21 protein-coding genes and 1 tRNA gene are annotated in these 26,921 nt (G+C 60.1%); 6 read left to right on the forward strand and 16 right to left on the reverse strand.

Annotated features, from left to right (window positions below):
- Positions 1-8: 8 nt before the first annotated feature.
- Positions 9-890, forward strand: a complete 882-nt coding sequence (locus tag EV130_RS09755) for a LysR family transcriptional regulator (RefSeq protein ID WP_074060268.1) — start codon at positions 9-11, stop codon at positions 888-890.
- Here EV130_RS09755 and EV130_RS32525 read toward each other — a convergent pair.
- The 5 genes from EV130_RS32525 to EV130_RS09775 form a co-directional block, all read right to left on the reverse strand.
- Positions 875-1,051: a hypothetical protein gene (locus EV130_RS32525; RefSeq protein ID WP_165918515.1), complete on the reverse strand. Its 177-nt coding sequence runs from the start codon at positions 1,049-1,051 to the stop codon at positions 875-877. The genes EV130_RS09755 and EV130_RS32525 overlap by 16 nt on opposite strands.
- 25 nt (positions 1,052-1,076) lie before the next feature.
- Positions 1,077-1,514, reverse strand: coding sequence for a DUF4174 domain-containing protein (locus tag EV130_RS09760; RefSeq protein ID WP_074060267.1), 438 nt, complete (start codon positions 1,512-1,514; stop codon positions 1,077-1,079).
- A 134-nt stretch (positions 1,515-1,648) separates the two neighbouring features.
- Positions 1,649-1,894 carry a helix-turn-helix domain-containing protein gene (locus EV130_RS09765; protein WP_074060266.1) on the reverse strand — a complete coding sequence of 82 codons (246 nt, stop codon included), beginning with the start codon at positions 1,892-1,894 and terminating at the stop codon, positions 1,649-1,651.
- A 206-nt stretch (positions 1,895-2,100) separates the two neighbouring features.
- Positions 2,101-2,177 (reverse strand) — tRNA-His (locus EV130_RS09770).
- 130 nt (positions 2,178-2,307) lie between these two features.
- The gene (locus tag EV130_RS09775; RefSeq protein WP_132660121.1) at positions 2,308-2,757 is read right to left on the reverse strand and encodes a phasin; all 450 of its coding nucleotides are present in this window, start codon (positions 2,755-2,757) and stop codon (positions 2,308-2,310) included.
- 214 nt (positions 2,758-2,971) lie between these two features.
- On the opposite strand from EV130_RS09775, the gene EV130_RS09780 reads away from it, so the two are divergent.
- Positions 2,972-6,508: a sensor histidine kinase gene (locus tag EV130_RS09780; protein ID WP_132660123.1), complete on the forward strand. Its 3,537-nt coding sequence runs from the start codon at positions 2,972-2,974 to the stop codon at positions 6,506-6,508.
- Between the two features lie 212 nt (positions 6,509-6,720).
- On the opposite strand, the gene EV130_RS09785 is transcribed toward EV130_RS09780, so the two are convergent.
- On the reverse strand, positions 6,721-8,673 hold the full coding sequence (locus EV130_RS09785) for an acetoacetate--CoA ligase (protein WP_132660125.1): 1,953 nt from the start codon (positions 8,671-8,673) through the stop codon (positions 6,721-6,723).
- Between the two features lie 164 nt (positions 8,674-8,837).
- Between EV130_RS09785 and EV130_RS09790 the strand changes: the two genes are divergently transcribed.
- Positions 8,838-10,727, forward strand: a complete 1,890-nt coding sequence (locus tag EV130_RS09790) for an AsmA family protein (protein ID WP_132551943.1) — start codon at positions 8,838-8,840, stop codon at positions 10,725-10,727.
- Between the two features lie 3 nt (positions 10,728-10,730).
- On the opposite strand, the gene EV130_RS09795 is transcribed toward EV130_RS09790, so the two are convergent.
- The 5 genes from EV130_RS09795 to EV130_RS09815 all read right to left on the reverse strand — a co-directional run bounded on the left by EV130_RS09795 (position 10,731) and on the right by EV130_RS09815 (position 16,355).
- A complete protein-coding gene (locus EV130_RS09795; protein ID WP_074060262.1) occupies positions 10,731-11,549 on the reverse strand; it encodes an ABC transporter permease in 819 nt (272 codons plus the stop codon).
- A 3-nt stretch (positions 11,550-11,552) separates the two neighbouring features.
- Positions 11,553-12,464: an ABC transporter permease subunit gene (locus EV130_RS09800; RefSeq protein ID WP_132551942.1), complete on the reverse strand. Its 912-nt coding sequence runs from the start codon at positions 12,462-12,464 to the stop codon at positions 11,553-11,555.
- Between the two features lie 2 nt (positions 12,465-12,466).
- Positions 12,467-13,609, reverse strand: coding sequence for an ABC transporter ATP-binding protein (locus EV130_RS09805; RefSeq protein WP_132551941.1), 1,143 nt, complete (start codon positions 13,607-13,609; stop codon positions 12,467-12,469).
- Between the two features lie 96 nt (positions 13,610-13,705).
- A complete protein-coding gene (locus EV130_RS09810) occupies positions 13,706-14,803 on the reverse strand; it encodes a polyamine ABC transporter substrate-binding protein (protein WP_132551940.1) in 1,098 nt (365 codons plus the stop codon).
- A gap of 139 nt (positions 14,804-14,942) precedes the next feature.
- Positions 14,943-16,355, reverse strand: a complete 1,413-nt coding sequence (locus EV130_RS09815) for a helix-turn-helix domain-containing protein (RefSeq protein ID WP_132551939.1) — start codon at positions 16,353-16,355, stop codon at positions 14,943-14,945.
- Between the two features lie 159 nt (positions 16,356-16,514).
- On the opposite strand from EV130_RS09815, the gene aceA reads away from it, so the two are divergent.
- The 3 genes from aceA (at position 16,515) to EV130_RS09830 (ending at position 19,286) form a co-directional block, all read left to right on the forward strand.
- The gene (gene aceA, locus EV130_RS09820; protein WP_425375524.1) at positions 16,515-17,828 is read left to right on the forward strand and encodes an isocitrate lyase; all 1,314 of its coding nucleotides are present in this window, start codon (positions 16,515-16,517) and stop codon (positions 17,826-17,828) included.
- 22 nt (positions 17,829-17,850) lie between these two features.
- A complete protein-coding gene (locus EV130_RS09825; protein ID WP_022717214.1) occupies positions 17,851-18,087 on the forward strand; it encodes an SMc00767 family acetate metabolism repressor in 237 nt (78 codons plus the stop codon).
- A 107-nt stretch (positions 18,088-18,194) separates the two neighbouring features.
- On the forward strand, positions 18,195-19,286 hold the full coding sequence (locus tag EV130_RS09830; protein ID WP_132660127.1) for a helix-turn-helix transcriptional regulator: 1,092 nt from the start codon (positions 18,195-18,197) through the stop codon (positions 19,284-19,286).
- A gap of 3 nt (positions 19,287-19,289) precedes the next feature.
- Here EV130_RS09830 and EV130_RS09835 read toward each other — a convergent pair whose 3' ends face one another.
- From EV130_RS09835 to EV130_RS09850, 5 genes are all read right to left on the reverse strand, one after another.
- Positions 19,290-20,159 carry a LysR family transcriptional regulator gene (locus EV130_RS09835; protein ID WP_074060256.1) on the reverse strand — a complete coding sequence of 290 codons (870 nt, stop codon included), beginning with the start codon at positions 20,157-20,159 and terminating at the stop codon, positions 19,290-19,292.
- 306 nt (positions 20,160-20,465) lie between these two features.
- The gene (locus tag EV130_RS09840; protein WP_132660129.1) at positions 20,466-22,310 is read right to left on the reverse strand and encodes a methyl-accepting chemotaxis protein; all 1,845 of its coding nucleotides are present in this window, start codon (positions 22,308-22,310) and stop codon (positions 20,466-20,468) included.
- 200 nt (positions 22,311-22,510) lie between these two features.
- Positions 22,511-25,042 carry a methyl-accepting chemotaxis protein gene (locus EV130_RS09845; RefSeq protein ID WP_132660131.1) on the reverse strand — a complete coding sequence of 844 codons (2,532 nt, stop codon included), beginning with the start codon at positions 25,040-25,042 and terminating at the stop codon, positions 22,511-22,513.
- Positions 25,043-25,335: 293 nt separating this feature from the next.
- Entirely contained in the window at positions 25,336-25,479 is a 144-nt protein-coding gene (locus EV130_RS32530; protein ID WP_165918516.1) for a hypothetical protein, read from the reverse strand.
- 149 nt (positions 25,480-25,628) lie between these two features.
- Positions 25,629-26,849 carry a BaiN/RdsA family NAD(P)/FAD-dependent oxidoreductase gene (locus EV130_RS09850; RefSeq protein ID WP_132552062.1) on the reverse strand — a complete coding sequence of 407 codons (1,221 nt, stop codon included), beginning with the start codon at positions 26,847-26,849 and terminating at the stop codon, positions 25,629-25,631.
- Positions 26,850-26,921 lie beyond the last annotated feature (72 nt).

Raw genomic sequence — 26,921 nt, forward strand, 5'->3', positions numbered from 1 at the left:
TTAAGGACATGAACTGGGACGACGTCCGCATCTTCCTCGCCGTCGCCAGAACGGGGCAGATCCTTGCCGCCTCCAAGCGGCTGGGGCTCAACCACGCCACTCTCTCGCGGCGCCTGACGTCGCTCGAGGAGGCCCTTAAGACTCGCCTCTTCACTCGCCGCACCAATGGCTGCGAACTGACAGCCGAAGGCCAGGTGTTCCTCTCCTCGGCAGAGCGGATGGAGACGGAAATGCTCGCCGCGCAGGCCAACCTCGGCCGCACCGACACTGCTATCGCCGGCACGGTCCGCGTGGGGGCGCCGGACGGCTTCGGCGTTTCCTTCTTGGCCCCGCGTCTTGGACGGTTGATCGAGCGTCATCCGGAGCTGAAAATCCAGTTGGTGCCAGTGCCGCGTTCCTTTTCACTCTCCCAACGCGAGGCGGATATCGCCATCACGCTGGAACGGCCCGAACAGGGTCGCCTCGTATCATCGAAGCTGACCGACTATACGCTGGGGCTTTATGCCTCGCGCGGTTATGCCGAACGCAACGGTCTGCCCGACAACAACGAGGCGCTGAAACAGCACCGCCGCATCGGTTATGTCGAGGACCTGCTCTTCTCCCAATCGCTGAATTTCACCGGCGAGGTCATGCGCAACTGGAGCGCCGGCTTTGAGATCTCCTCGGCGACCGGTCAGACCGAAGCGGTGCGTTCGGGCGCCGGCATCGGAATCCTGCACGACTATATCGCCAGGCAATATGACGAACTGGTCCGTATCCTGCCCGATGTATCGATCCGGCGTGCCTATTGGACGACCTATCACGAGAGCGCCCGCGATCTGGTGCGCGTGCGCACGGTTGCCGACTATCTTCAGGAACTGGTCGGCGCGGAACGTCAGATGTTTCTCTGACCGCCGACCTGCTTCGGAGGCCCTTCGTTTTCGTCCGGATTGGGATCGGGCGTCTCGTCCGGCAGGCGATCGGGCTCCGGCTCCTTGACAGGCGGCTCCGGTTTCCAGCCAGGCCCGGGCATCGGCGGCTGATCGGGGATCGGTTCGTTGGGAACGGACATCCTGCTCCTTCCGTCTTCGATTTGCTTATCTGTCGGGTTTCAGGGCTTCGGCTGCACGCATCGGCATGCTGTCGATGATGGCAAAGAGTTCGCCGTTGCTCACCGGTTCGCTCACCTTGAGCTTCACGGTTCCGTCCTTGCCGACAAGGGCGGCTGCGAATTCACCAGCCTCTGGACCACGAAGCTCCTTTCGAAGCGCCGTTTCATTCAGATCGCCGCCTGCGCCGAAGATCGGCTTGACCGTGCTGCCGGAGATCTTGAAAACGACCATGTCGCGCTCCTGAAGGCCAGTGCGATCGGCAAGCAACTGGTTTTCCTGGCGCGCAGCGCGGCTATTGTCCGTGTCGGCGAAAATGACCAGAACCCGGCTCTTCCACCGGAACTCTTCGAGGCTCGCGACCGGCGCCTGACCACCCTGCGTCTCTTCGACCTTGGTTGCACCGTAAAGATGCGTTTTTGACATGCTGGTTCTCTCCCGTCCTACTTTAAACGGCAGGAGGGATGGCCAGGTTCCATGAATTTCGAGGCAATAGGGCCGAAGGCAAAAAAAAAGCCGGTCAAAATTGACCGGCTTTTTAGTTCGTTCACATTGTTGCCTTACAGAGGAACGAAATCGGACGGCGGGACCTGCAATGCGGCAGCAATACGTCGCAACTTTGCAGGGTCGGCATTTTCCCCGTTTTCAATTTCGATGATTTCATGAGTGACGAGTCCACAGGTGACCGCCAGATCATCGACGCTGTAACCAACTGCCTCACGCGCTTTCCTGACCTCGGCGGCAACATTCATCGCGGAAACCACCGTCGCTTTGGATTCATCCAGATTCTTGAGAGAAATGGACATTAATGTCTCCTTCTAAAAGCACTCTGATGTAACCCCCGGCACAAAATGACATTCCAGCTCACATTTTGCAACGCAATATAACACAAAGTTTACCAAGGCTGCGGTGGCTAGATAGGGAGCCTGTGCCAGAGGGCAAGGGTTCAGTAGATAACAGGCCGGACGGCCCACGTGCATCTGCCGAATTCCGGTTTCTGAGAGGAATGGTATGGTACGGTTGGGTGGTCTCGAACCACCGACCTCAGGTGCCACAAACCTGCGCTCTAACCAACTGAGCTACAACCGCACAAATCGCGCCCGGCGCGACGGGGGTCACATACGAGGACTCGGAAACGAATTCAAGCCCTATCTCCCCTCAATGTACAAAAAGGCCGGACATAGGGTCCAGCCTTTTTTCTGATTGCACCCTGGAGCGGTCAGGCAGCCTTGAAGGAGGCCATGACCTTTTCAGCGGCTTCCTTGCTGGGCTTTGCGAGCTTCTCGGCAACCTGCTTGGAGGTTTCCTGCATCGACTTCGCTTGCTCGACGGTCAGTTCCGCCTGCTTGCGCAGGAACGCGGTCTGAAGTTCGACGAGTTCTGCAATCGACTTCACACCGAGCAGGGCTTCCATGTGCGAGAGGGAATTCTCAGCGTTCGTGCGCAGTGCGTCGATCGCCTTCAGGCCGATTTCGACCGTGCCGGCCTGGGCGGTCTGAACCGTGGCTTCGAGGGTCTTGCCGGCATCTTCGCCGGCGGCCTTCATCTTTGCATAGGCCTCACGCGACTGCTGGGCACCTTTTTCCGCGAAGTCGCGGATGGATTCGGCAAACTTGGACGGGTCGAAGGAGGACATTGAAAAAACGTCGTCGATCTTTATGTTAGCCATCGAATTAAGCTCCTTGGGTTCAGGCGATCAATGCCTTCTTAGTTTGGATATATCTTATATAAGGCATTCCATTGTGCATTGCAACATAATTGTGCGACGCACAACACATTAACCTTTTCACCCGAAACCCGACCCCTCCGCTGGACCCGTTTCCGGTGCGTCGTTATTAATAGACCGTTAATTTTTGAGAGGCCGAAAGGGACAAGGTTCCGACATGCCCGCAGTCCAGTACCCGTTCATCGACATTGCCGTGCATCAACGGGTGCGGGAACGCTTTTCGCGTGGCGAAGCAATGGTGCTTTTCTCGGCCGACCTTTCCCGCCTGCTTTGGGCCAACGGCGCCGGCGCGGAACTCTTCGGCCAGACCGCAGTCTACGATCTTCTCGATCAGGGCGTGAATCGTGCCGACATCACGTTCCGCCAGATCGAGACGACCGCTCGCCAGCTCGCCACGATCGGCGACGCCAAAAGCCTAATGATCCGGATCTCCAAGGGCTTCCAGCGCGCTCCTGCCCAAGCAACGGCCGAAATGATCGGTCTGTCGTCCGGCGAGCGCGGCATCCTGTTGTCGGTACCCGTAGCCTCACAACCGCTTCCTGCCGCAGAATCGGCAGCGAGAATGCTACGTGGGCTCGACGATCCCGATACGCATATGGCCGTAATCGGCGCGGAAGGCGAAGTCATTGCGTCCTCGCCCGGCTTTGCGTCGCTCGGCATCACCCAGCAGACCGCCAAGACGCTGACGAACCTTGCAGGCGCCCATCCCGACCGGCTCGTCAAGCGGCCGGTTGCAACCGGCAAGGGTTACCTGCCCGCTGCCGTCGGCAAGCTCAGCGACGAACCGGCGCTTAATCTTCTCTTTGCCGTCGAAACCGTTCTTGGCAATCTCGACCCGATCGACGCGACAGTGCCGGATGAGCCGTTATCCACAGCCGCCGTTAACCATATCGACCAGCCAAAGGGCGCGAAACTCGACGACGCACTCAACGCAGTTGCCCTTATCGAAGACGTCGAAGAAGCGCTGGAGATTGTCGACGGCGAGGAAACAAAGCCCGCAGCCGAAGCGGCAGACGAGCCGCTCATCGATCACGGACCGGACGAGCTTGTCCTGTCCGAACCCGAGATGCCGCGCGCTGACTTCGCTGACCCGGTCGCCGGCGATAAGATAGAGGCGGAGACAGGAGCAGATCCTGCCGATGCCGTGGTGGAGCGCCAGATCGAACCTGACGGAAAAAATCCGGGGCACGAAACCGAAGATGGCGGCCAAGGCAAGGTTGCCGCCCCGCCGACAGCAAACGGCTTCGCGTTCAAGCCAAACAGTCGTGCGACGCGCTTTGTGTGGAAGATCGATGCCGATGGCCACTTCAGCGAAGTGTCGAGTGAATTCGCCGATGCCGTTGGTCCGCACGCCGCCAATATCATCGGCGTCGCCTTTTCCGACATTGCCGCACTCTTCAACCTCGATCCCGAAGGCAAGATCGCCGAAGCACTCGCGCGGCGGGACACATGGTCGGGCAAGACGATCCATTGGCCGATCGAGGGAACGAGCCTGATCGTTCCTGTCGATCTCGCCGCACTGCCGACCTATACGCGCAACCGGGAGTTCGACGGCTTCCGCGGCTTCGGCGTTGTCCGGCTTTCCGATGCCAACGAGGATCCGCTGGCACTCGGTCTGACGCTGGGAGGCGATGCCTTCGGCCGCGACACGGCCGGCCCCGAGCAGTTGCCGGAAGGGGCGGCTCCGCCGGCATCAGACGCTGAGCGCCAACCGGGCGTGCCGGAAGCCATAGAGCAGCCCGAGGCAGTCTCCCAAGCCGTGTCTCGCGAAGAGCCGCCGGTCCTGCGCGTGGTGGATGCGCCGAGCCGCCGGCTGACGGACAAGATCATCCAACTCCATGGTGCAGGCCCGACGCTGAGTGCCGCCGAGCAGGCAAACTTCCGCGAGATCGCCAAACGCCTGGAAGCTTTCGGCGTTCGCGACGATGAGCCGGCTCCCGCCGAACCCGGTGCTGCAGGCAGCGCTGCTTCCACAAAGCCGGCGGAAGCTGCATCCGAAGGCGCACCGAACGAGGCAATATTCGAGAGCGCGAGCACGGCCGTCGAAGAACCGGCTGATGCAGCCGAGCCGGAGGAGCACGCCGAAACGCCCGAGCCGAGTAAGGACGACGCTACCGAGGGCCTGCACGAAACCTTTAGCCAGATCGAAGTGCTGCACAGTGCCATCCCCCCGCGGGTGAAGATGACGGATGGGCTATCGGCGGCCACCGTCGACCAGTTGCCGGTTGCCGTGCTCGTCCATGCCGGCGATGCGCTGATCCACGCCAATCCCGAATTCATGCGCCTGACCGGCTATTCTTCGCTTGAGGATCTCAGCGATGTGGGCGGGATCGACGCGCTGCTTCAACGCCGAGACTTGGACGAGAAAGCGGGACGCCCGGGCGCAATGGTCCTCGTGACGGCCGACGATTCGCTCGTACCGGTCACCGCCCGCCTGCAATCGATCCGCTGGGAGGAATCGAGCGCGCTCATGCTGGCGCTAATGCCTGTCGAGGGAAGCGACGTCGCACCCGCTCAGAACGAAAAAACCCGCCCGGACACCCGTTCCGACCGCATGGTCGAAAAGGTTGCCAAGCTGCAGGTCGAGGTGGAAGAACTTCGCTCCATCCTGGAAACGGCGACGGACGGCGTGGTCGTCATCGGCGCAGAAGGCGATATCCGATCGATGAATCGCTCGGCAAGCGCGCTTTTCAACTACGATGAGGAAGAGACCCGCGGCAAACCCTTCGTGATGCTCTTTGCGCATGAAAGCCAGAAGGCGGTGCTCGATTATCTGAACGGCCTCTCAGGCCATGGCGTCGCAAGCGTGCTGAACGACGGGCGTGAAGTCATCGGCCGCGAGTCATCCGGCGGCTTTGTTCCGCTCTTCATGACCATGGGCCAGCTTACTTCCTCGAGCGGCTATTGCGCCGTCATCCGCGACATCACCCAGTGGAAGCGCACCGAGGAGGAGCTTCGCAATGCAAAGGGCGCCGCCGAAACGGCAAATGCCCACAAGACCGATTTCCTGGCGCGCATCAGCCATGAAATCCGCACGCCGCTCAACGCCATCATCGGTTTTTCGGACATGATGGCGAGCGAGCGATTCGGACCGATCGGCCATCCTCGATACATCGAATATGCCAACGACATCGGTCGTTCGGGCCGCCATGTTCTCGATATCGTCAACGATCTGCTCGATATTTCGAAGATCGAAGCGGGCGAGATGGATCTTGATTTCGCATCCGTCGGCCTCAACGAGGCGATTTCGGAGGCCGTGGCTCTGGTCCAGCCGCAGGCAAACGGACAGCGCGTCATCATTCGTACGGCCCTGTCGCAGTCGGTGCCGAATGTCGTTGCCGATCTCCGCTCCATCAAGCAGATCGCCCTCAACATCCTTTCCAACGCCATCCGCTTCACGCCGTCAGGCGGTCAGATCGTGGTTTCAACGTCATATGAAGCAAATGGCAGCGTCGTGTTGCGTGTGCGCGATACCGGCATCGGCATGACGCGCAGCGAACTCGACCAAGCAATGAAGCCGTTCCGGCAGGTTTCGGCCCAGTCGCGCCACCGCGGCGACGGGACGGGTCTCGGCTTGCCGCTGACCAAGGCGATGGTGGATGCAAACAGGGCGATCTTCGCGATCAATTCGACGCCGAACGACGGCACGCTGGTTGAGGTAACCTTCCCGTCGCAGCGCGTGCTGGCAGGCTGAATCAAAAAAGGCAGCCGCGAAAGGCCGCCTGGAATTTGGTGCTGTTCAACAAGAGCCTGGTCAATCGGCATCATGCTTGCGAGCCCGCAGGCAAACTTTTTGCTCATTGCGCAGCCCGAACTTCCTTTACCTTTGACCAACCTTTCTTAATGAAAGGTTTCGAGGCGACGGAAACGATCGAAGGCCGTACCTATAACTGCATTTGATTGCAATCAGACGCGCAATTCCTCGAGTCCGACGAAAAGGTCGAGCGCCTCGGGATTGGCGAGCGCCTCCTTGTTTTTCACCGGCCGCCCGTGCACGACCTCGCGCACCGCAAGCTCGACGATCTTGCCGGATTTGGTGCGCGGAATATCGCTGACCGCGATGATCTTCGCCGGCACATGGCGCGGCGAGGCCCCTGTGCGGATGCGGGTCTTGATCGCCTTGACGAGATCGTCCGTCAACGCCGCACCCGGCGCGAGGCGAACGAAAAGCACCACTCGGACGTCGTCCTCCCAATCCTGGCCGATGCAGAGCGCTTCGGCCACCTCTTCCATCTGCTCGACCTGGTTGTAGATCTCGGCGGTGCCGATGCGTACACCGCCGGGGTTGAGCGTCGCGTCGGAGCGCCCATGAATGACAAGGCCGCCATGCTTCGTCCATTCGGCGAAATCGCCATGGCACCAGATATTCTCGAAGCGCTCGAAATAGGCCGCTTTGTACTTGGTGCCATCCGGATCGTTCCAGAAGCCGACCGGCATCGACGGGAAGGCCTTGGTGCAGACCAGTTCGCCCTTCTGCTGGCGGACTGGCTTGCCTTCATCATCCCAGACGTCGACGGCAAGGCCGAGGCCAGCCCCCTGGATTTCGCCGCGCCAGACCGGCTGCAGCGGATTGCCCAGCACGAAGCATGAGACGATATCCGTGCCGCCCGAGATGGAGGCCAGCTGGAGGTCTTGCTTGATGCCCTCATAGACGAAAGTAAAGCCTTCAGGCGAAAGCGGCGACCCCGTAGATGTCATGAGACGCAGGCTCGAAAGATCATGGGTGGTGCGCGGCGTCAGCCCGCTCTTGCGCACCGCGTCGATGTATTTCGCGGAGGTGCCGAAGACCGCGAAGTTTTCAGCCTGCGCATAGTCGAAGAGCACATTGCCGTCCGGCGCGAAGGGTGAGCCGTCGAACAGGCAAAGCGTGACGCCCGCGGCAAGGCCGCTCATCAGCCAGTTCCACATCATCCAGCCGCATGTGGTGAAATAGAAGAGCTTCTCCCCACGCTTCAGGCCGCAATGCAGCACATGCTCCTTCAAATGCTGCAAGAGCGTGCCGCCAGCGGAATGAACGATGCATTTCGGCACGCCAGTAGTGCCGGAGGAAAAGAGAATATAGAGCGGATGGGCAAAGGGAAGCCGCACGAACTCGACGGCTTTTGGCTGATGAGGTTTGACGAATTCTTCGAGTGTCTTGGCCTTCGGGGTCTCGCTGGCAACCGTTGCGGCATCGCCGGCATAGTGGACAATCACGGCCGGAACACCGAGGCTCCCTGCGACAGAAGAAACCTTCGCCTTCACATCCTGCAGCTTGCCGCCATACCAGTAGGCGTCGCAGGCAATGAAGAGCTTGGGGCCGATCTGCCCGAAGCGGTCGAGCACGCCCTGTTCGCCGAAATCCGGTGAACAGGACGACCATATGGCACCGATCGAGGCGGCGGCCAGCATGCAGGCGACCGTCTCGGGCATGTTCGGCATCATCGCGGCGATGCGATCCCCTTCGCCGATGCCAAGCGCGCGGTAGGCTTGCTGCAGCTGGGATACAAGCGCATGCAGCCGGTCCCACGACCATCGATACTCGACCTTGTCTTCGCCGCGGAAGACGATCGCATCAGCCGGCCCTTTGTCCGAAAGCAGGTTCTCGGCAAAGTTCAGCTTCGCATCAGGAAAGAAACGAGCCTTGAGCATCAGGTCGCCGTCGGCCAGCGCCCGAGCGCCCTGCTCCCCCTTCACACCGCAAAACGCCCAGACCGAGGTCCAGAACTTTTCGGGTTCATTGATCGACCAGGCATGAAGGTCCAGGTAGGTTTTGAGTTCCAGACCAAACTCGGCGCTGCAGCGCTTTGCGAAGGCATGCATCGGGCTTGCCTCGATCGACTCTTTCGAAGGCACCCAAAGCGGCACGGTGTCACTCATTCAATCTCCTCCCCTATTATCCGCTATATACCATGCTGCAGCGCATTATAAAGTGTGCATCGCTGCGGAGGCAGGCTCCCGGCGATTTGCATATATCTCCCGTTTCATATATCCGGCGAAATCGATAGATAACGGATAAGCAGCTGAAAATCCTGGCGGGGCTTATGGGTACGTCAAGACAACCAAAATGGCGGCGAAAGATGCTACCCGTTTCCCGCTGGCTGCCGGGTTTCGCACGAATTGCAACGAGTCTGATCCTTTTCGCCGCCATCGTTTTCGTGGCGCTTCGCGTTGCCGCCCCTTACCTCGTTTCGAGCGGACTGGTGCGCTCCGGCATCGAGGACGTATTGTCGAAATGGACCGGCTATCAGGCAGAGATCAAGGGCGCGCCGGTTCTCGAATTCTGGCCGACACCGCGCATAACGCTGAACCAGATCGCCATCCGCCAGCCCGAAAGCAGCGGCAACAAGCTGCTCGGCACGATCGAGAGCCTTTCGGCCGATTTCAGCCTCATCGACGCCATCCGCGGCAGCGCCCGCTTTCATGAATTCCACCTGCTGCGCCCCAATCTTTCCCTCACCCGCGACCAACAGGGGCTGATCGACTGGACCTATGCCGGGCAGCTTGCAAAGGCGATCACCAGCGCGCGCCAGGAAGGTGGAGCCGAGGTCCTCGATCAAAGGCTTGATGCGACGATCGGTGCGATCACCGTCGAGGACGGCACGCTCAATGTCGCCGATCTTGCAAGCGGCAAGACCTATCATTTCGAAGGCGTGACCGCCGATATCACCTGGCCGCGACTCTCAAGCCCGATGACGGCGGTGCTGATGGCGAGAACGAGCGGGGAAGACCTGAAGCTCGACTTCTCGTCCAATAGCCCGCTGCTGATCTTCGGCGGCAAGGTTGCTCAGATCAAAACCGCACTTACCTCCAGGCTGATCACGGCAGAATTCAACGGTATCGGGGGGATCTCGGGCCTTGCGGGACTATCCGGCAACATGTCGGTCAATATTCCCGACATGCCGGCGCTATTGGCCTGGTCCGGCAAGTCCATCGCGGACGTTGAGACGCTGAGGGCGTTTTCGATCGAGAGCGACATATTTTCCGCCGCCAACGGCCTGCGCTTCAACGACGTCGTGCTCGGGCTCAACGGTGCGAATGCAACCGGCGTCATGGACATCTCCATCGACACAAACGCGCGGGCAAGGCTTGGCGGCACGCTGGCCTTCGACCATATGAACCTCAAGCCTTTCTTCGATGCCTTTACTCTGCGCCTGGCCGCCGGCGAAGCGGGCGCGCCCGAAGATGGCGGTCCGCTGCAGAAGCTTGATGTCGACCTCAGGCTCTCCGCCAAGGAAATGCAGCTTCCGCCCTTTCAGCTCTTTGATGTCGGGGCAAGCATCATCGTTTCCAGCAACGAAGCCAAATTCGATATCGGCGACAGCCAGTTCGAAGGCGGAGAGATGACGGCGCATCTTGAGGCAATGCGCGGGAACTTCGACGGCGGCGGCAGGCTGCAGGTCTCGATCCGCGGTGCCGATTTTGCCGGGCTTATCGAACGGCTGCAGTTGAAGGGCCCATTGCCGCTCACGAATGGATCGCTCGACATTTCGCTGAAGACCAACAAGCCGATATGGACGGCAGGTGCTGGAGACGTGAGCGGACAGCTGGCATTCCACGGCAATGCGGGCTCGATCGCGGGCCTTGACGTCGAAGCCATCCGAAGCCAGGCCGCTCAGCAGAAATTTTTCCCGCTGAGCGCAGTTTCGGGCCGCGCGTTCGAATTCAACCGGGTCGACGTGGTTGCCACTCTCGCGGATGGCTCGGCCGAGCTTCGCGGCGTCAGCGTTCAAGGCAAAGACGAGACGCTGACCCTTTCGGGCATCATCCCGTACGAATCCAGCGGACTGGCCCTTTCCGGATCGCTGCTGGCCACGGCTGACGCCAAAAGGGCAGTTTTGCCGCTTCTGCCATTCTTCGTCGGCGGCTCTTGGCCGAACCCGGTGATTTCGCCGGTTCCGCTGATCAATCAGCAGGCACCCGGCCTCCAGTGATTTTCACGGCGCATTGGCTGCCGCACGCTCATCGCGTTCGCGCTGAATCTCGCGGCTCTTGGTGACGATCGAGGCGCAGATGACCCCAACCGTCACGATACCGATCAGAATCGTGCAGACCGCGTTGATTTCCGGGGTCACGCCGAGGCGCACCTGGCTGTAGATTCGCATCGGCAGGGTCGTGGCGCCCGGGCCCGAGGTGAAGCTCGCAATCACGAGGTCGTCGAGCGACAAGGTGAATGCCAGGATCCAGCCCGAAAAGACGGCGGGCGCAATGATCGGCAGCGTCACCTCGAAGAAGGTACGGACCGGCGGAGCGCCGAGGTCCTGTGCTGCTTCTTCGATCGAATGATCGAAGCTCACCAGGCGCGATTGCACGACGACCGCGACAAAGCACATCGTAAGCGTCGTATGGGCCAGCGTGATCGTCCAGAAGCCGCGGTCAAACCCGATCGCCACGAAGAGCAGCAGCAATGAAAGGCCGGTGATCACCTCGGGCATGACCAGCGGGGCGTAGACCATCCCGGAGAAAAGCATGCGGCCGCGAAACCGCGTGTAGCGCACCAGCGTGAGCGCCGCGAGCGTGCCGAGGACGGTGGCCAGCGTGGCGGAGACCACGCCAACGCGTACCGTCACCCAGGCTGCATCGAGCAGAGCCTGGTTGTACAGCAGCTGCGCGTACCATTTGGTCGAGAAACCGCCCCAGACGGTGACGAGTTTCGACTCATTGAACGAAAAGATCACGAGCAGCACGATCGGCAGGTAGAGAAAGGCAAAGCCGAGTGTGACCGATACGATGTTGAAGCGGGTCCATTGCAGCATGGCTTACCTTCCCTGCTCGTCGGCTTTGGCCTGCGCGTTCTGGAAGAAGACGATCGGGATCACCAGGATCAAAAGCAGGATCGTCGCGACAGCGGAGGAGACCGGCCAGTCGCGGTTCGAGTTGAACTCGCTCCAGAGCGTCTTGCCGATCATCAGAGTCTGCGATCCGCCGAGCAGGTCGGGAATGACGAATTCGCCGACGGCCGGGATGAAGACCAGCATGCAGCCGGCGATAACGCCCGGGAGCGAAAGCGGGAACGTCACACGCCAAAAGGCCGTGATCGGCGTGCAGCCGAGATCCTGCGCGGCCTCGATCAGCGTCCCGTCCATCTTTTCCAGCGAGGAATAGAGCGGCAGAACCATGAACGGCAGGTAGGAGTAGACGATGCCGATATAGACGGCGATGTTGGTGTTCAGGATGATGAGAGGGCTGTCGATGATCCCGCTGGCCATCAGCACCTGATTTAGCAGGCCCTCCGGCTTCAGGATCGCGATCCAGGCATAGACGCGGATCAGGAAGCTCGTCCAGAAGGGCAGGATGACGAGCATGAGCAGTGTCGGGCGAATGCTGCGAGGGGCCTGCGCCATGCCATAGGCAATCGGATAAGCGATGAGAAGCGTCAGGAATGTCGAGATCGCGGCGATAACGACGCTTGAGATGTAGGCGTTGAAATACAGCGGATCGTCGATGAGGTAATTGTAATTTTCGAAGGAGAAGGTCGATACCTTGTCCCAAAAGCCCGTCCAGCCATCGCCGAACGAAAAGACGGGCGTATAGGGCGGCATCGCGATCGCCGTTGCCGACATCGAGATACGGAAGACGATGAAGAACGGCGCGAGAAAGAAGATCAGCAACCAAGCATAGGGAACGATGATCACGAGGCGGCTGTAGATCGCGGAACCAAGCCTGCCCATGGTCAATCCCTCAAAAGCACGCCGGCATCTTCGGCGAAGGAGATCCAGACTTCCTGGTCGTATGTGAAGGGATCGTCGACCGCACGCTGCGCATTGAGCGAGGAAGCCTTCACGACCTTTCCGCTCTTCAGCTTGACATGGAAAACCGTCATATCGCCGAGATAGCCGATATCCCAAAGCTCGCCGGACGCTGCATTTACCGAAGAGTTCTGCGGCGGATGACGAAGCACCTTCATTTTTTCAGGTCGGATTGCAAAGCCGGCATTGCTGCCCGTCGCGGGCTTATCGGATGTCGTGACCTTGATGGTGAAGCCGCTGTCGACCGCAATCTCGACCGTACCGGCCTCGGTGGAAGCAACCTGGCCGTCGAAGATGTTCACATCGCCGATGAAATCCGCCACGAAACGCGAATTCGGGGCTTCGTAGATTTCCGCCGGCGTCGCCACCTGGACGACCTTGCCGTGGCTCATGACTGCGATGCGATCTGCCATCGTCATCGCCTCTTCCTGGTCATGGGTCACGACGACGAAGGTGAGGCCGAGATTCTGCTGCAGATCCATGAGCTCGAACTGCGTTTCCTCGCGCAGCTTCTTGTCAAGTGCGCCAAGCGGTTCGTCGAGCAGCAATACTTTGGGGCGTTTGGCAAGCGAGCGGGCGAGCGCCACGCGCTGACGCTGACCGCCGGAAAGCTGGTTCGGCTTGCGGGAGGCAAACTGCTCCAGCTTCACCATCTTCAGCATCTGCATAACGCGCTCGATGATTTCGTCCTTCGGCATGCCGTCCTGGCGCAGGCCAAAAGCGATGTTCTTCTCGACCGTCATGTGGGGGAAGAGCGCGTAGGACTGGAACATCATGTTGACCGGCCGCCTGTGGGGCGGAGTACCTGCCAGGTTCGTGCCGTCGAGGATCACTTCGCCGGAGGTCGGCTGCTCGAAGCCGGCGAGCATGCGCAACAATGTCGACTTGCCGCAGCCCGATGCGCCGAGCAATGCAAAGAATTCGCGATGATAGATATTCAGCGACAAGTCATTCACGGCGGTGAAGTCGCCGAACTTCTTCGTCACGTTCTTGAAGGAGATAAACGGCTTGGAAGCCGGATCGGCCCAAGGCGCGAAGGTGCGGCGAATATTGCCAAGTGACTTCATTTGGTTCCCCGAGACATGATTTGAGAACCGGCCCTCCCCACGGCCGGCAGTCGCCAAGAAAAGGCCCGGACGTTTCCGCCCGGGCCTGAATTTCGTTTATTGGCCGGTGACAACTTTTGTCCAGAGCCGGGTCGCTGTGCGTTGGGTTTTCGGGTCCCAGGGCGAAACCGTGAAGAGTTTCTTCATCACGTCCTCGGTCGGATAGATCGCCGGGTCTTCGAGCACCTCCTTGCTGATGAACTGCTGCGAAGTCTTGTTGCCGTTGGCGTAGAAGACATAGTCGCTCGCCTTGGCGATGACCTCCGGCTTCATGATGTAGTTCAAGAACTCGTGCGCTTCGGCAACATGCGGCGCATCGGCCGGAATCGCCATCATGTCGAACCACATCTGGGCGCCCTGAGTAGGTATCGAGTAGTCGACTTCGACATTGTTATTGGCCTCGGCAGCGCGGTCGCGTGCCTGCAGCATGTCGCCGGAATATCCGAAGGCGATGCAGATATCGCCGTTTGCGAGCGCGTTGATGTATTCGGACGAATGGAACTTGCGGACGAAGGGACGGATCGAGGTCATCAGGTCCTCGGCCTTCTTGAAGTCATCCGCGCTGGTCGTGTTCGGATCGACGCCGAGGTACTGGAAGGCAGCCGAGAGCACGTCCTTCGGCGCATCGAGCAGATAGATGCCGCAATCCTTGAACTTCTCGGCAACCTTCGGATCGAAGATCACCTCGAGACCCGGCTTGACGTCAGGACCGAGAATTTCGGCAACCTTCTTGACGTTGTAGCCGATGCCGTTGGTGCCCCACATGTAGTCGATGGCGTATTCGTTGCCCGGATCGTATTGCGCGGTGCGCTGTTGGATCACATCCCACATGTTGGAGATATTCGGCAGCTTCGACTTGTCGAGCTTCTGGAAAACGCCAGCCTGGATCTGGCGCTGCAGGAAGTCGGCGGTCGGCACCACGACATCGTAGCCGGTCCCGCCTGCAAGAAGCTTGGTTTCAAGAGTCTCGTTGGAATCAAAGGTGTCGTAGACGACCTTGATGCCGGTTTCCTTGGTGAAATCCTCAAGGATGGAATTGTCGATATAATCCGACCAGTTATAGACGTTGACGACACGCTCCTGCGCAAACCCCGGCGCTGCAGCGAAAACGGCAACGACGGCCGTGGCCGCAAGTCCTGCGATTCTTGACCTCATATTATCTCCTGTCGGTTATTTATTATAAGCGCTGCAGGCATCACCTCGGACACCATTTCCCTCTGGATTTTCGGGTAGACTAGAAAGGATTTTGTGAGGCGACAAGCGCAAAATCCTGCACTGTCAATGATTTCACCGGTCACTGAAAATCGAAGGCGCTGAGTCCTGCCACCATCTCATCTAACCCAAGCGGGCGGGTAACGGGCGGTTCGGCGCGCGCAAGGCAGCCCTTCCTCTCGCAAAGGCGACAGGCAGGCCCGATCGCCACCGGAGGCGGGGTCGCAGAGAGGGCTTGGCCATAGGCGGTGCTGTCTTTGAGGGCGATCTCGCAGCCGAGCAGAAGTGCTGTGCGCCGGACCCGTTCGCCAAAGGGCGCATGCGGCCCGTCAAGCGTCCGCGCGATGGTAAGATAGGTGGAGCCGTCCGGCATCTCGGCAGCCTCGGCCAGAACCTGGCCGGGCTGGAGAAAGGCGGCGTGGATGTTGAGCTTGGGACAGCCGCCGCCGAAGCGCGCGTGCGGAAAACCTGCCGCTCCTGCCCGCCGCAGCCGATGACCTGCGGCATCGACCTCCATGACAAAGAACGGAACGCCGGCATTGGCTGGCCGCTGCAGCATCGTCAGCCGTGTCGCAGCCTGGCCGAACGAACAGCCGAAGCGCGCGCAAAGGATATCGATGTCATAGCGCGATGCTTTTGCTGCAGAAAGGAACGCGTCATAGGGCATCATCAGCGCAAGTGCTGCGTAACGTGCGAGCTCGAAACGGACAATGCGTCTCGCCTCCTGCGTCGAGAGGCTGAGTGTTTCCAGTTCCCGCGCAATGGCATCGCGAAGCGCCAGCGTCGAGACCTCGATGGCGATTTCCTGGAGCTGATCGGCAGCCGCAAGGCGCTCCGAGATAAAAAGCCGCATGGAATGCCGGTCGAATCGGCGACGCAGATCGGGCATGACGTGCACCGGCAGGATGCGGACGCCGATTCCACGCTCCTTCTGCAGCCAGTCCTTTAGAACCTGCGCGCGTTCACCTGCCGGCAGAGTCACGAAAAAAGCCTCGGCAGCCTCTTCAAGCGCGCCGAAATAGGCAGAACGGCGCTCCAGCACGTCGCGCACTTCATCTGCCGGCAGCCGCGCGCCAGCGGCCGGCGCCTGCCCCTCTCCGGCCATCAGGACCGTCAGATCGGAAAGCCGCATAGCCTGCTCGCGATACGCGCGATAGAGCTTCACGACACCGCTTGCCGCATTTGGCGCGGCTTCTGCGACTTCGACGAGTTCCTGGTCTCCGGGCAGTTCGCCCGAAAGCAGCGGATCGGCAAAAACCTCGCGCAACTGCGCAAGATTGTTTCCAGGCTCACTCTGCAGCTCCTCAAGGTCGACCTTGTAGACCGAGGCCAGCTTCAAGAGGAGCTGCACCGTCAATGGCCGCTGATTGCGCTCGATCAGATTGAGATAGGATGGCGAAATTCCCAATGCCTCGGCCATCGCCGTCTGCGTGACCGCCAGGCCGTTGCGAATCCGGCGTACTTTCGGACCTGCAAATATCTTCCGCTCGACCATTCGACGGCTCCCGTATCGGCACATTTACAAACATTCACAATTTTACACGACGACTTTGTAAATGCTCCCGCAACCTAACCTCAATTCCCCCCTATAAATCAAGCTTTTCCTGGCAATTACCCGCGGGTTTGTAAATTATGTCACACAGCTCATGGAGCCATGTCTACCGCGAAGGAGGAAATCGTGACAGAATTTGACAAGCTTATCCGCAATGTTCCGGCAGGCCGTTTTGACGGTATCGAACGACCCTATCTGCCTGAGGACGTGAAGAGGTTGCGGGGCTCCGTCGAACTTCGCTATTCACTCGCCGAGATCGGCGCGAACCGGTTGTGGCAACTGCTGCATCAGGACGATTTCGTCAACGCGCTCGGAGCACTTTCCGGCAATCAGGCGATGCAGATGGTGCGTGCCGGTCTGAAGGCAATCTACCTGTCCGGCTGGCAGGTCGCAGCCGATGCCAACACAGCGTCGGCAATGTATCCCGACCAATCGCTTTATCCCGCCAATGCCGGGCCCGAACTCGCCAAGCGGATCAACCGCACGCTTCAGCGCGCCGACCAGATCGAGACATCGGAGGATCGCGGGCTTTCCGTCGACACATGGTTCGCGCCGATCGTTGCCGATGCCGAAGCCGGTTTCGGCGGACCGCTCAACGCCTTCGAGATCATGAAGGCCTATATCGAAGCTGGCGCTGCCGGTGTCCATTTCGAGGACCAGCTGGCATCTGAAAAGAAGTGCGGGCATCTCGGCGGCAAGGTATTGATTCCGACCGCGGCCCACATCCGCAATCTGAACGCGGCGCGTCTTGCTGCAGACGTCATGGGGGTTCCCACGCTCGTCATCGCCCGTACGGACGCAGAAGCGGCAAAGCTTCTGACCTCGGACATCGACGAGCGCGACCGGCCCTTCGTCGACTACGATGCCGGGCGCACGGTCGAAGGCTTCTACCAGGTGCGCAATGGCCTGGAGCCCTGCATTGCCCGTGCCGTTGCCTATGCGGCGCATTGCGATCTCATCTGGTGCGAAACCTCCAAACCCGATCTGGAGCAGGCACGACGATTTGCCGAGGGCGTGCACAAGGTCCATCCCGGCAAGCTTCTTGCCTACAACTGCTCGCCTTCGTTCAACTGGAAGAAAAATCTCGACGACGCGACGATCGCCAAGTTCCAGCGGGAACTCGGCGCGATGGGCTACAAGTTCCAGTTCATCACGCTCGCTGGCTTCCACCAGCTGAACTTCGGCATGTACGAACTGGCGCGCGGCTACAAGGACCGGCAGATGGCTGCCTATTCGGAACTGCAGCAGGCCGAGTTTTCCGCCGAGGCACGGGGCTATACGGCGACCAAGCACCAGCGTGAAGTCGGGACCGGCTACTTCGATGCCGTCTCGCTCGCCATCACCGGCGGCAAGTCCTCGACGACTGCAATGAAGGAATCGACCGAACATGCCCAATTCAAACCCGCAGCCGAGTAGCCACACCAAAGGAGAAAAGGCCATGGCTTCCATCGCACGTGTCCGCGAAAGAGCGGAAGAACAATCCTCCAGCATGAGCGCCGATCAGCAGGCCACGATCCGCATGCTCGCAAACGACCTGCACCGGCTGAATCAGTCCGTGATGAAGGCCGTCGAGGCCGGGGTCTCGGTCGAACTGGTGCGCTCCGCCCGCCACCACGGCGGAGACGGCAATTGGGGCGATCTCCTGATCCCTGTCGTCGTCGCCAACAGGATGTAAGATCAAGGATGGCGGCGCCCTTTGGCGCCGCCATCTGCGCTATTCGACGTAATTGTCACTGTCACGAAAGGCGGGCATAATAAGCTTCCGCTCATATGAGAGGCCGGATGCCCGCCACGACACACGCCAATCTTGAATCCCTGACGGACCTGGTCTACGGCGCATTGTTTGGCGAAACGGACTGGCAGGACTTTCTCGACACGCTCAATACGAGAATGCCTGATGCGAAGACGACGCTTTTTTACCACGACAGCGTGGCGGGCGCCGGTGCTTTTTCGCTCTCATCGGGCTTGGACGATACCGGCCTGGAAGGCTACAATCGGTACTATTGCACCATCAACCCGTGGATGCCGAAGGCAGCCGTGCGGCCAGTCGGCCTCGGCGTCATCGCCGACCAGATGCTGCCGCATGCCGAACTCGTCAAAACGGAATTCTACAATGACTTTCTGCGCAGCATCGGCTGCCGCAGCAGCGTTGGCGTAACGATCCTTCGCGAGAAAAACCGGTCCTTCAATCTGTCGACGCTGACAACGAGCACCGACACCGGCTTCAACCGGATCAACGCCGATCTCCTGACGCGGCTCGCGCCGCATTTGCAGCGGGCCTTCGACTTCATGCGCCGGGACAAAGCAGACAATGAGACAGGCCGTTCGCTGTTCGACGCCATCGGCGTCGGGCTCATCTATATCAGTGAAGGCCGCCATGTCCGATCGATGAACCTTGCCGCAGAAAGGATGCTCGCCGTAGATGCCGGATTGAGCATCGCACCAACAGGACGTCTGATTTCCAGCGATCGAAATTTCCTCGAGCATCTCTCCTCTTTCTCACGCTACCGCCCCCCCGCCGCCGCAGGACCGTACATCGCGAAGTTCAGTTCTTCCTGCGCCTCGTTCAAATGCACGCTCGTGCGCCTTACTTCCGATTTCATGACCGAGTTTCTGCAGGGGCCAACCGCAGCGGTCGTCATCGAGCAGGTGGCCGTGGCGCGCCCCGAATTGAACGATCGTTTGCCTGCAAAGCTGCAACTGACTGCTGCCGAACTGCGGATCGCCTCCTCCATCGCCGCGGGTCTGTCGCCGCGCGAGACGGCCAAGCTGCATAGCATCAGCTACGAGACGGCCCGGACACATCTGAAGAACATCTATTCAAAACTCGGCGTGAACAGCCAGGTCGCGCTTGTGCGGCGTCTGATGCCGTAGAATTCAGCTGCGGCTGGCGCGCTTGCCGGCGAAGAGATCGGCATAGCTTTTCAAAAGCTTCGTCATGCGATCCGCGACAGTTCGGATTTCCGGACGATGGCGATCCTCGTTGTTCAACACGATCCATTGCCGGTGGCGCAGCTCCGCAAGCTCGCCGCCGAGCCGTTGCAATTCCGGATCGAGATCGCCCACGAAACAGGGGAGCACCGCTTTTCCCGCACCGGCACGCACGAGGTCCGGCAGCGAACGGGGCCGGTTGACCGTCGCCACGATCGGCTCCCACGTCTGGCGGTACGGCCATCGGAGATAGGCAGAAATGGCCTCGTCCTCAGCGACCGCTATCCATCGGTTCTCCAGCTCGCTAGCATTGCGCCGGACATAGACCGCATAAGCGACCTCGCCCAGAAGCCGGGCGGCGAGATTGGCTTCGTCCGGCTCGAAAGCGCGAATGCCGATATCGCTCTCGCGGTAGGCGAGATTGGCCCGCGCCTCCCCGATCGTCAACACAATGTTGAAAGCATCGGCGGGCATGCGGATTGCGGAGAAGTTTTCTGTCAGCAGCCAGGCCACCCAGGTCCCGGCTGCGATCTTTACCGCTGCGCCGCCCTCGCCCGCCTGGCGCCAGGCATCGACTTTCCGGGCCGCCGCTTCCATCTCCTGGAGATGGCCGAGCAGCGTCTGACCGTCTCCGGTCAAACGGTAGCCGGTCTGGCTGCGGGCAAACAGCATCCGTCCCGTTTCCTGCTCCAGTTCAAGCATGCGCCGTCCGATCGTGGCCGGGCTCAAGCCGGTCGCGACACTCGCGCCGGTCAGCCCGCCGCGGCGCGCGACCTGCAGGAAAAGCTGATAGGAGTCCCATGGCGTATTTTTCATTCGTGAAAAACATAGCCGGATCTTTGATGTTTATGAAGCTATTTTTGATGTGTAGTTGAAGCGATGTCTTTAACGGAGGACATCACCGATGATCGAGCAGATCATGATAGCCAATTTGATCGGCCTTTCGCAGAACTGCCAACCAATCCAAAGGCGGGAGAGGACCGAGGACGACTTCTACAGGACTTTTGGAAGCTCGCCTTTCGTAATCTTCACCGCGTGGCTTTCAAACATCAGCCGTAGAAAGCAGAAGGATCGCACTTTACCGGCGCGATCCTCCTCCATGTCTTCAAGCTGCAAACCGGATCAGGCAGCCTGCCTTGCCCGGCCATGAGACTGTGCATGCGCTTCGATGCGGAACTGCTGCAGCAGGCTCATCAGCGTGTCGGCCTCGTCGGCAAGCTGGCGGCTTGCTTGTGTGGTTTCCTCAACCATCGAAGCGTTCTTCTGGGTCATCTGGTCCATGGCATTGACCGAACCATTGACCTCCTGCAGCGCCGCCGACTGATCCTGGCTCGCCGTGGCAATGGTTTCGACATGCTTGCTGATTGCAATGATCTCCTCGCTGATCGAGGCGAGCACGCTGCCGGTCTTTTGCACCAGCGCAGAGCCCGCCGTCACTTCCCGGCTGGACTTTTCGATCAGACCCTTGATCTCGCGGGCGGCATCTGCCGAGCGCTGCGCCAATTCGCGGACTTCCTGGGCGACGACCGCAAAGCCCTTGCCCGCCTCGCCTGCTCGCGCTGCTTCGATACCGGCATTGAGGGCCAAAAGATTCGTCTGGAAAGCGATATCGTCGATGACTTCGATGATCTGTTCGATCTGCCGAGAAGCCTGCTCGATGCGCCCCATGGCGGCCACGGCCTCGCTGACGACGACCCCGGAGCTATCGGCGGTCTTCTTCGTGGCGGTGACTGCGTTGTTTGCTTCGCGAGCACGCCCTGCAGACGAGCCCACCGTCACGGTGATCTCTTCGACAGCGGCTGCCGTTTCTTCCAGGCTGGCCGCCTGCGCTTCGGTTCGCTTGGAAAGCTCGCCGGCTGACGTCAGCATCGCGCCGCTATTGCGCTGGATGGCATTGGCATTTTCGCGAATCTGGACGAGGGTATCTTGCAGTCGGATAAGCGATGAGTTGAAATCGACGCGCAATTGCTCCAGCCGGCCAACAAACGGCGTCTCGATGGTCTGCGAGACGTCGCCCCTTGCGAGGCGTCCGAGGCCCGCCGCGAGCTGGTCCACGGCAAAGTCGATCTGACCATCGAGGGAACGCTTTTCGGCATCGTTGCGGGCACGCTCGGCTTCGCTCAGCGCCCGCTGTTCTGCAGCCTGCGCCTCGAGACTCTGCCGGGCGCGGGCGCTGTCGCGGAAGGCGGCCAAAGCACGTCCGATCTCACCAAATTCGTTCTTCTTCTCGTGGCAGGGAATTGTGCCGTCAAGATCGCCGGCCGAGATCGAATGAACGGTCTGCGTCAGCGCAACAAGCGGCTTCACGCAGGCGCGGATTGCAAAAAACGCAAGCACGCCGACAAGCAGCATGACGGCAGCACCGACGCCGAGGACCATAGTCTGCAGGTGATTGGTGCGGGCGAAATAGACTTCCATCGGAATGCCGATGAAGAGGATGCCGACATTGGCGCCGGCGGCACTCTTGACCGGGAAATAGCCCGTCATGAAATTCCGGCCGAAGAGCTGCGCCGGACCGTAGTAGGCCCTGCCGTTGGCGAGAACCGGTTGCGCGGGATGATCGGCTGCAAGCTTGGTGCCGACAGCGCGGCTGCCATCTTCCTTCTTCACGTTGGTCGAAACCCGGACATAGTCATTGCCCTGCTTCTGAAAGACCGTCGCGACGCCGGCGATCGACTGGGCCGTGCGATCGACGAGGGCATGATCCTTGAATTCGGGAATGTCATCTTCCGTCACGGCGAGAAGCTCACCTGCCGTTACGCCGACAGACGCGTTCGCATCCGCCGCTCCATAGAGTACCGCCATCGTTCGGCTTGCACCCCTTGCGTCCGAAACGGCGCTTTCCATCACGTATCGGCTGAGATTGTGGTGTGTGACAGCGACGATCGCCGCGGTGCTGATGGCGAGCAGAGCAAGCGTGATCGCAACCACCTGACGCACGATGGACGTCGAGAAGAATCGCGGCATGAAGACCTCCGGTGTTTACAACCACAATAAGAATAGGCAAAAAGCGTTAATGAGCTTTCCAGCAGTAGGCCTTGCGTGAAAAAAGTCGCAACGGGCCTTCTGACAGCTGCTTTCGTGCCCGCCACAAGTACGGCCCAATTGCAACCACAGGGAGCATCGTGCCGAAATGAAGCCGCTACGCGATTGCCGGACGGATGCGTTTATGCCGCGCGATAGAACCTTGCGTCGGAGCCTTCGCCGTCGATCTTGAACTGCTGGACGAGACCGAGAAGCGCATCGGCCTGCCCGGCAAGTTCGCGGCTCGCGGCCGTCGTCTCCTCCACCATCGCGGCGTTCTGCTGGGTCATCTGGTCCATCTGATTGACGGTCGCATTGACTTCCTGCAGGGCACTCGACTGGTCATTGCTTGCGCGGGCGATCATCTCGACATGCTGGCTGATCGTCACGATCTGCGCGCTGATCCTTGCAAGCACGGTTCCGGTCTCCTGCACGAACTGCGAGCCTGAGCTGACCTCCGTCGTCGACTTGTTGATCAAGCCCTTGATTTCCTTTGCGGCAGCGGCCGAACGCTGCGCCAGTTCGCGGACCTCCATGGCAACCACTGCAAACCCCTTGCCCGCATCGCCAGCCCGCGCGGCTTCGATGCCGGCGTTCAGCGCCAACAGGTTGGTCTGGAAGGCGATCTCATCGATGACGCCGATGATCTGTTCGATCTGGCGCGATGCGTCCTCGATGCGGGTCATCGCGTCAATGGCGTTGGTGACGACGGTTGCAGAATCGTCGGCGCTGCGCTTGGCCTCGCGAACAACCTGGTCGGCATCCTTGGCACGCGCCGCCGACGAACGGACGGTGACGGTGATCTCATCGACGGCGGCCGCCGTTTCCTCCAGAGAAGCGGCCTGATGCTCTGTGCGCTTTGCGAGATCCTCGGCGGATTGAGCCATCTGATTGCCGTTGCCCTGGATCATTTCGACATTGTCGCGGATCTGGCCCATCGTTGCTTGGAGGCGCAGCATCGAGCCGTTGAAGTCCCGGCGCAGCTGCTCGAGGCGGCCGATGAATGGCGTTTCGATCGTGGTCGAAATGTCGCCCTGCGCCATGCGTTCGAGGCCGGCGGCAAGCTCGTTGACGGCGAACTCGATCTGGCGATCCATCTCGCGCTTTTCGGCGTCGTTGCGCTGGCGCTCCTGTTCGGCGGCCGCGCGCTCTTCTTCGCTTTCTTCCTCGATGCGGATCTTCGAGATCGCATTTTCCTTGAAGATGCCGAGGGCCCGGGCCATGTCGCCGATCTCGTCGGACCGCTTCTCGCCGGAAATGCTGGTATCGAGCGCACCGTCGGCAATGCGGCGCATGGCGGCGGTAATCTGGCCGATCGGACGCTGCAGAGTGAGCACCAGTGCAAAACCGCCGACGATCGAGACGAGGATGCCGAGGCCGGTCGTCAGAACGGAGATGCTGTTTGCCTGCGTGCGCTCGGTTCCTGCCGACTGCTTCTGCAGCTCGGCAAAGGTGGTCAGTTGGCCCCAGACGCTATCGAGCTGCTGGCGGGCGGCTGCATAGTCGGTGATACGCTGGCCGATCGTCGCGACCAGCTTTTCGCCGTCGCTGTCCATGGAAGCCAGTGCGGGCGACATGGCGGCGACGATGTCTTCCGCAAAGTCCATGCCCTTGGCGCTCGCCAGCAGCGTGTTGAGGTTGGTGCCAAGTGTCGTGATTTCCTGATGCAGGCGAACGCGGTTGTCCGGGTTCGGCTTGGCGGTGAATTCGCCAAGCACCAGCTGCAGAGAATAGATCGACGTCTCAAGACGGCGAGTGTCTTCGAGAACGGAGTTCGTCTGGGCGATTCGACCGTCAAGCTCAACGAACGTCGTCGTGGCTTCCCGCATCATCTGCGTAGCCGTCAACTGCGTATAGGTCGACATCTGGCGGAAGCGGGAAACAAGGCGGCCAAGGTTGGCGATCGCTTCATCGCTGGCTGCATCAGGCGCTGCTGCCTGCGTCTTCAGGTCGTTGATCGTCTGGGCGATCGACTGCGTCATGCTCTTCTGGTTCTGAGGCACGGAGATCTCGATAAGGCGCTGCGCCTTGGCGATCTGCGGGATCGCGTCGGTCACGACCTTCAGCTTGTCGGCAGGCACCTGTGTTTTGTTGAAGGCAGCCATGACGGCGGCAAGCGTATCGCCGCCCTTCAGCAGCCGGTCGGCGGCGCGCAGCGTCGTGGTGGCATTGCCTTCGTCGTTGCGGATGTTTTCCTGGAGCTGCTGTGCGTCGTAATTGACATTGAAACGGCTGCTGATCAGCGCCTTCTGTGCGTCATCGATCGACTTGCGAAGCGCCAGCTCCTGTTCATGAAGAGACCATAACTTGCCGACGGTGTCTGCAATCCCAGCCGTGCCGTCCGAGGCGGCTTGCAGGTTCTCGCGGCCGTCTTTGTCGCCGATCTGGTCCAGGGTGGCTTTCAGCGTATCTCGCTGCGTCTTGATGTCGGCATAGAGCTTGTCGCGCGCTTCCTGGTTGGTGATTTGCAGGAAATCGCCCATCGAGCCGTACAGATCCTTGAAGCCACTGAGCGACTGGAGGATGCTGTTTGAAATCTCCATGCGGCCCTGCAGCAGGCCGGAGGCATAGAGCCCTGTCAGGCCGACGGCCGAAATCGTGATCACGAAGGGCAGGACGAAGATCAAAACCTTGGTCTTGATCTTGAAGCGCGAAAGGATCTTGTCAATAAGCATGGCGATAACGGCCTTCCATACACCACTCCTCCCGCCGGCTGGAATCGGCGCCGGCCGAGTGCATCGAGCTGATTGTGGGACACTGGGAAACCCGAGCGGTCAGGCGGCAATCATTGCCAAATCATCTCCGGCACGAATGCGGTGATGCCCAAACATTTGCGGGTGAATGTGACAGACGATGTCTTAATATTCGGATAAGCTGAACCGTTTGAAATCGTGCCTCCCCGCAGCAGCCATCCGTCCAGGAGTGTGCCGCCCAAGGACAAGCGCAAATGCATGACGAAAGGGATGTGTCAGAAGCCCTGAACGATCAGGAAGGTCACCAGTGCTGCCGTCGCACCGGTTGCGAGCATCACGAAGCGGAAGGTCGCAAGCTTCGTATCAGGCTTTGCCTGAGCGATGGCAATGGCGCGGGCGCGTCGTGCGTTCCTGTTCATGCGAAGATCCTCACTTCTTTCAAGACTCAACAATCCATCAAAATGGTTTGCCGGTAAAGCGCAATTTAGCAAGCTCTCTTCTAACGGCCATTGGGACACGATGGCGCAACCTTCTTAACGAGTCTTGAATCTCATGCTCAGATTCGTGCCTACAAGGATTCACCTGCGGCAAAACCGGAGGCCCAGGCCCACTGGAAGTTATAGCCGCCGAGCCATCCCGTCACATCGACGCATTCGCCGATGAAATAGAGGCCGGGTACGCCTTTTGCCTGCATCGTGCGTGAATCGAGCCCAGCGGTATCTATGCCTCCAAGCGTCACTTCGGCAGTTCGATAGCCTTCCGAGCCGGAAGGCTTGATCTTCCAGTTCTGCACCGCATCGCACAGACGGATGAGCCCCTTGTCCGAGAGATCGGCCATGTTGCCGGAAATGGCTTCGCGTTCCGTCAGATATTGCGCCAACCGCTTCGGCAGGATTTCACCGAGCGCCGTCTGGGCCGACTGGCGGCCGTTCGCCTGCCTGGCCTTCTTCAGGTGCACAAGAAGGTCGACATCCGGCTCGATACCGATGGCGATCTCATCCCCTTCCCGCCAATAGGAGGAAATCTGCAAGATCGCCGGGCCGCTGAGGCCGCGGTGAGTAAAGAGCAGGGCCTCGCGGAAGCCGGTTTTTTGATGCCGGATTTCGGACGGTGCCGAGATCCCCGAAAGCGGCGCAATGCTTTGGAGAAGGACGGGATCGAGCGTCAGCGGCACGAGACCCGGTCGCGTTTCGACGAGCGTGAGGCCGAACAGTTCGGCGATCCGGTAAGCAAAACCCGTCGCACCCATCTTCGGTATCGACTTGCCGCCGGTCGCCACGACGAGCGAGACGCACTCGTATTCGCCTTCGGACGTGCTGACGCGAAAACCGTCTCCCTCTTTCTCAACGGCCAGTATTTCGGTCTGCAACCGCAGTTGCACAGCTGCCGCGCGCATCTCGTCGACCAGCATCGCGATGATGTCCTTGGCGCTGTTGTCGCAGAAGAGCTGGCCGAGCGACTTTTCGTGCCAGGCAATTCCGTGGCGGTCGACCATGGCGATGAAATCGGCAGGCGTGAAGCGTGCAAGGGCGGATTTGCTAAAGTGCGGATTGGCGGACAGGAAGTTCTTCGGGCCGGCATGGATATTGGTGAAATTGCAGCGGCCGCCGCCCGAAATGCGGATTTTCTCCCCCGGCGCTTTCGCGTGATCGAGCACGGCCACCGAGCGACCGCGCTGTCCGGCGCGGATGGCGCACATCATTCCGGCGGCGCCCGCGCCTATGACGATCACGTCGCTCTTCAGTCTCAATCCCGTTTTCCTTCTGTGAATGGCGCCTTCTTTTTCTATCGATTGGCGAAAGTCAACGCTGCCGCCCCTCGCCAATTGCCAAACTCCAGTTATGATGACCTTCCGATCAAC

The organism is Rhizobium azibense, assembly GCF_004342325.1.
Taxonomy (GTDB): Bacteria; Pseudomonadota; Alphaproteobacteria; order Rhizobiales; family Rhizobiaceae; genus Rhizobium; species Rhizobium etli_B.

What these genes read in the sequence shown, in the direction of transcription:
- EV130_RS09755 (WP_074060268.1), top strand. Translation starts at nt 9, where the DNA reads ATGAACTGGGACGACGTCCGCATCTTCCTCGCCGTCGCCAGAACGGGG.
- EV130_RS32525 (WP_165918515.1), bottom strand. Translation starts at nt 1,051, where the DNA reads ATGTCCGTTCCCAACGAACCGATCCCCGATCAGCCGCCGATGCCCGGG.
- EV130_RS09760 (WP_074060267.1), bottom strand. Translation starts at nt 1,514, where the DNA reads ATGTCAAAAACGCATCTTTACGGTGCAACCAAGGTCGAAGAGACGCAG.
- EV130_RS09765 (WP_074060266.1), bottom strand. Translation starts at nt 1,894, where the DNA reads ATGTCCATTTCTCTCAAGAATCTGGATGAATCCAAAGCGACGGTGGTT.
- EV130_RS09775 (WP_132660121.1), bottom strand. Translation starts at nt 2,757, where the DNA reads ATGGCTAACATAAAGATCGACGACGTTTTTTCAATGTCCTCCTTCGAC.
- EV130_RS09780 (WP_132660123.1), top strand. Translation starts at nt 2,972, where the DNA reads ATGCCCGCAGTCCAGTACCCGTTCATCGACATTGCCGTGCATCAACGG.
- EV130_RS09785 (WP_132660125.1), bottom strand. Translation starts at nt 8,673, where the DNA reads ATGAGTGACACCGTGCCGCTTTGGGTGCCTTCGAAAGAGTCGATCGAG.
- EV130_RS09790 (WP_132551943.1), top strand. Translation starts at nt 8,838, where the DNA reads ATGGGTACGTCAAGACAACCAAAATGGCGGCGAAAGATGCTACCCGTT.
- EV130_RS09795 (WP_074060262.1), bottom strand. Translation starts at nt 11,549, where the DNA reads ATGCTGCAATGGACCCGCTTCAACATCGTATCGGTCACACTCGGCTTT.
- EV130_RS09800 (WP_132551942.1), bottom strand. Translation starts at nt 12,464, where the DNA reads ATGGGCAGGCTTGGTTCCGCGATCTACAGCCGCCTCGTGATCATCGTT.
- EV130_RS09805 (WP_132551941.1), bottom strand. Translation starts at nt 13,609, where the DNA reads ATGAAGTCACTTGGCAATATTCGCCGCACCTTCGCGCCTTGGGCCGAT.
- EV130_RS09810 (WP_132551940.1), bottom strand. Translation starts at nt 14,803, where the DNA reads ATGAGGTCAAGAATCGCAGGACTTGCGGCCACGGCCGTCGTTGCCGTT.
- EV130_RS09815 (WP_132551939.1), bottom strand. Translation starts at nt 16,355, where the DNA reads ATGGTCGAGCGGAAGATATTTGCAGGTCCGAAAGTACGCCGGATTCGC.
- aceA (WP_425375524.1), top strand. Translation starts at nt 16,515, where the DNA reads ATGTCTACCGCGAAGGAGGAAATCGTGACAGAATTTGACAAGCTTATC.
- EV130_RS09825 (WP_022717214.1), top strand. Translation starts at nt 17,851, where the DNA reads ATGGCTTCCATCGCACGTGTCCGCGAAAGAGCGGAAGAACAATCCTCC.
- EV130_RS09830 (WP_132660127.1), top strand. Translation starts at nt 18,195, where the DNA reads ATGCCCGCCACGACACACGCCAATCTTGAATCCCTGACGGACCTGGTC.
- EV130_RS09835 (WP_074060256.1), bottom strand. Translation starts at nt 20,159, where the DNA reads ATGAAAAATACGCCATGGGACTCCTATCAGCTTTTCCTGCAGGTCGCG.
- EV130_RS09840 (WP_132660129.1), bottom strand. Translation starts at nt 22,310, where the DNA reads ATGCCGCGATTCTTCTCGACGTCCATCGTGCGTCAGGTGGTTGCGATC.
- EV130_RS09845 (WP_132660131.1), bottom strand. Translation starts at nt 25,042, where the DNA reads ATGCTTATTGACAAGATCCTTTCGCGCTTCAAGATCAAGACCAAGGTT.
- EV130_RS32530 (WP_165918516.1), bottom strand. Translation starts at nt 25,479, where the DNA reads ATGAACAGGAACGCACGACGCGCCCGCGCCATTGCCATCGCTCAGGCA.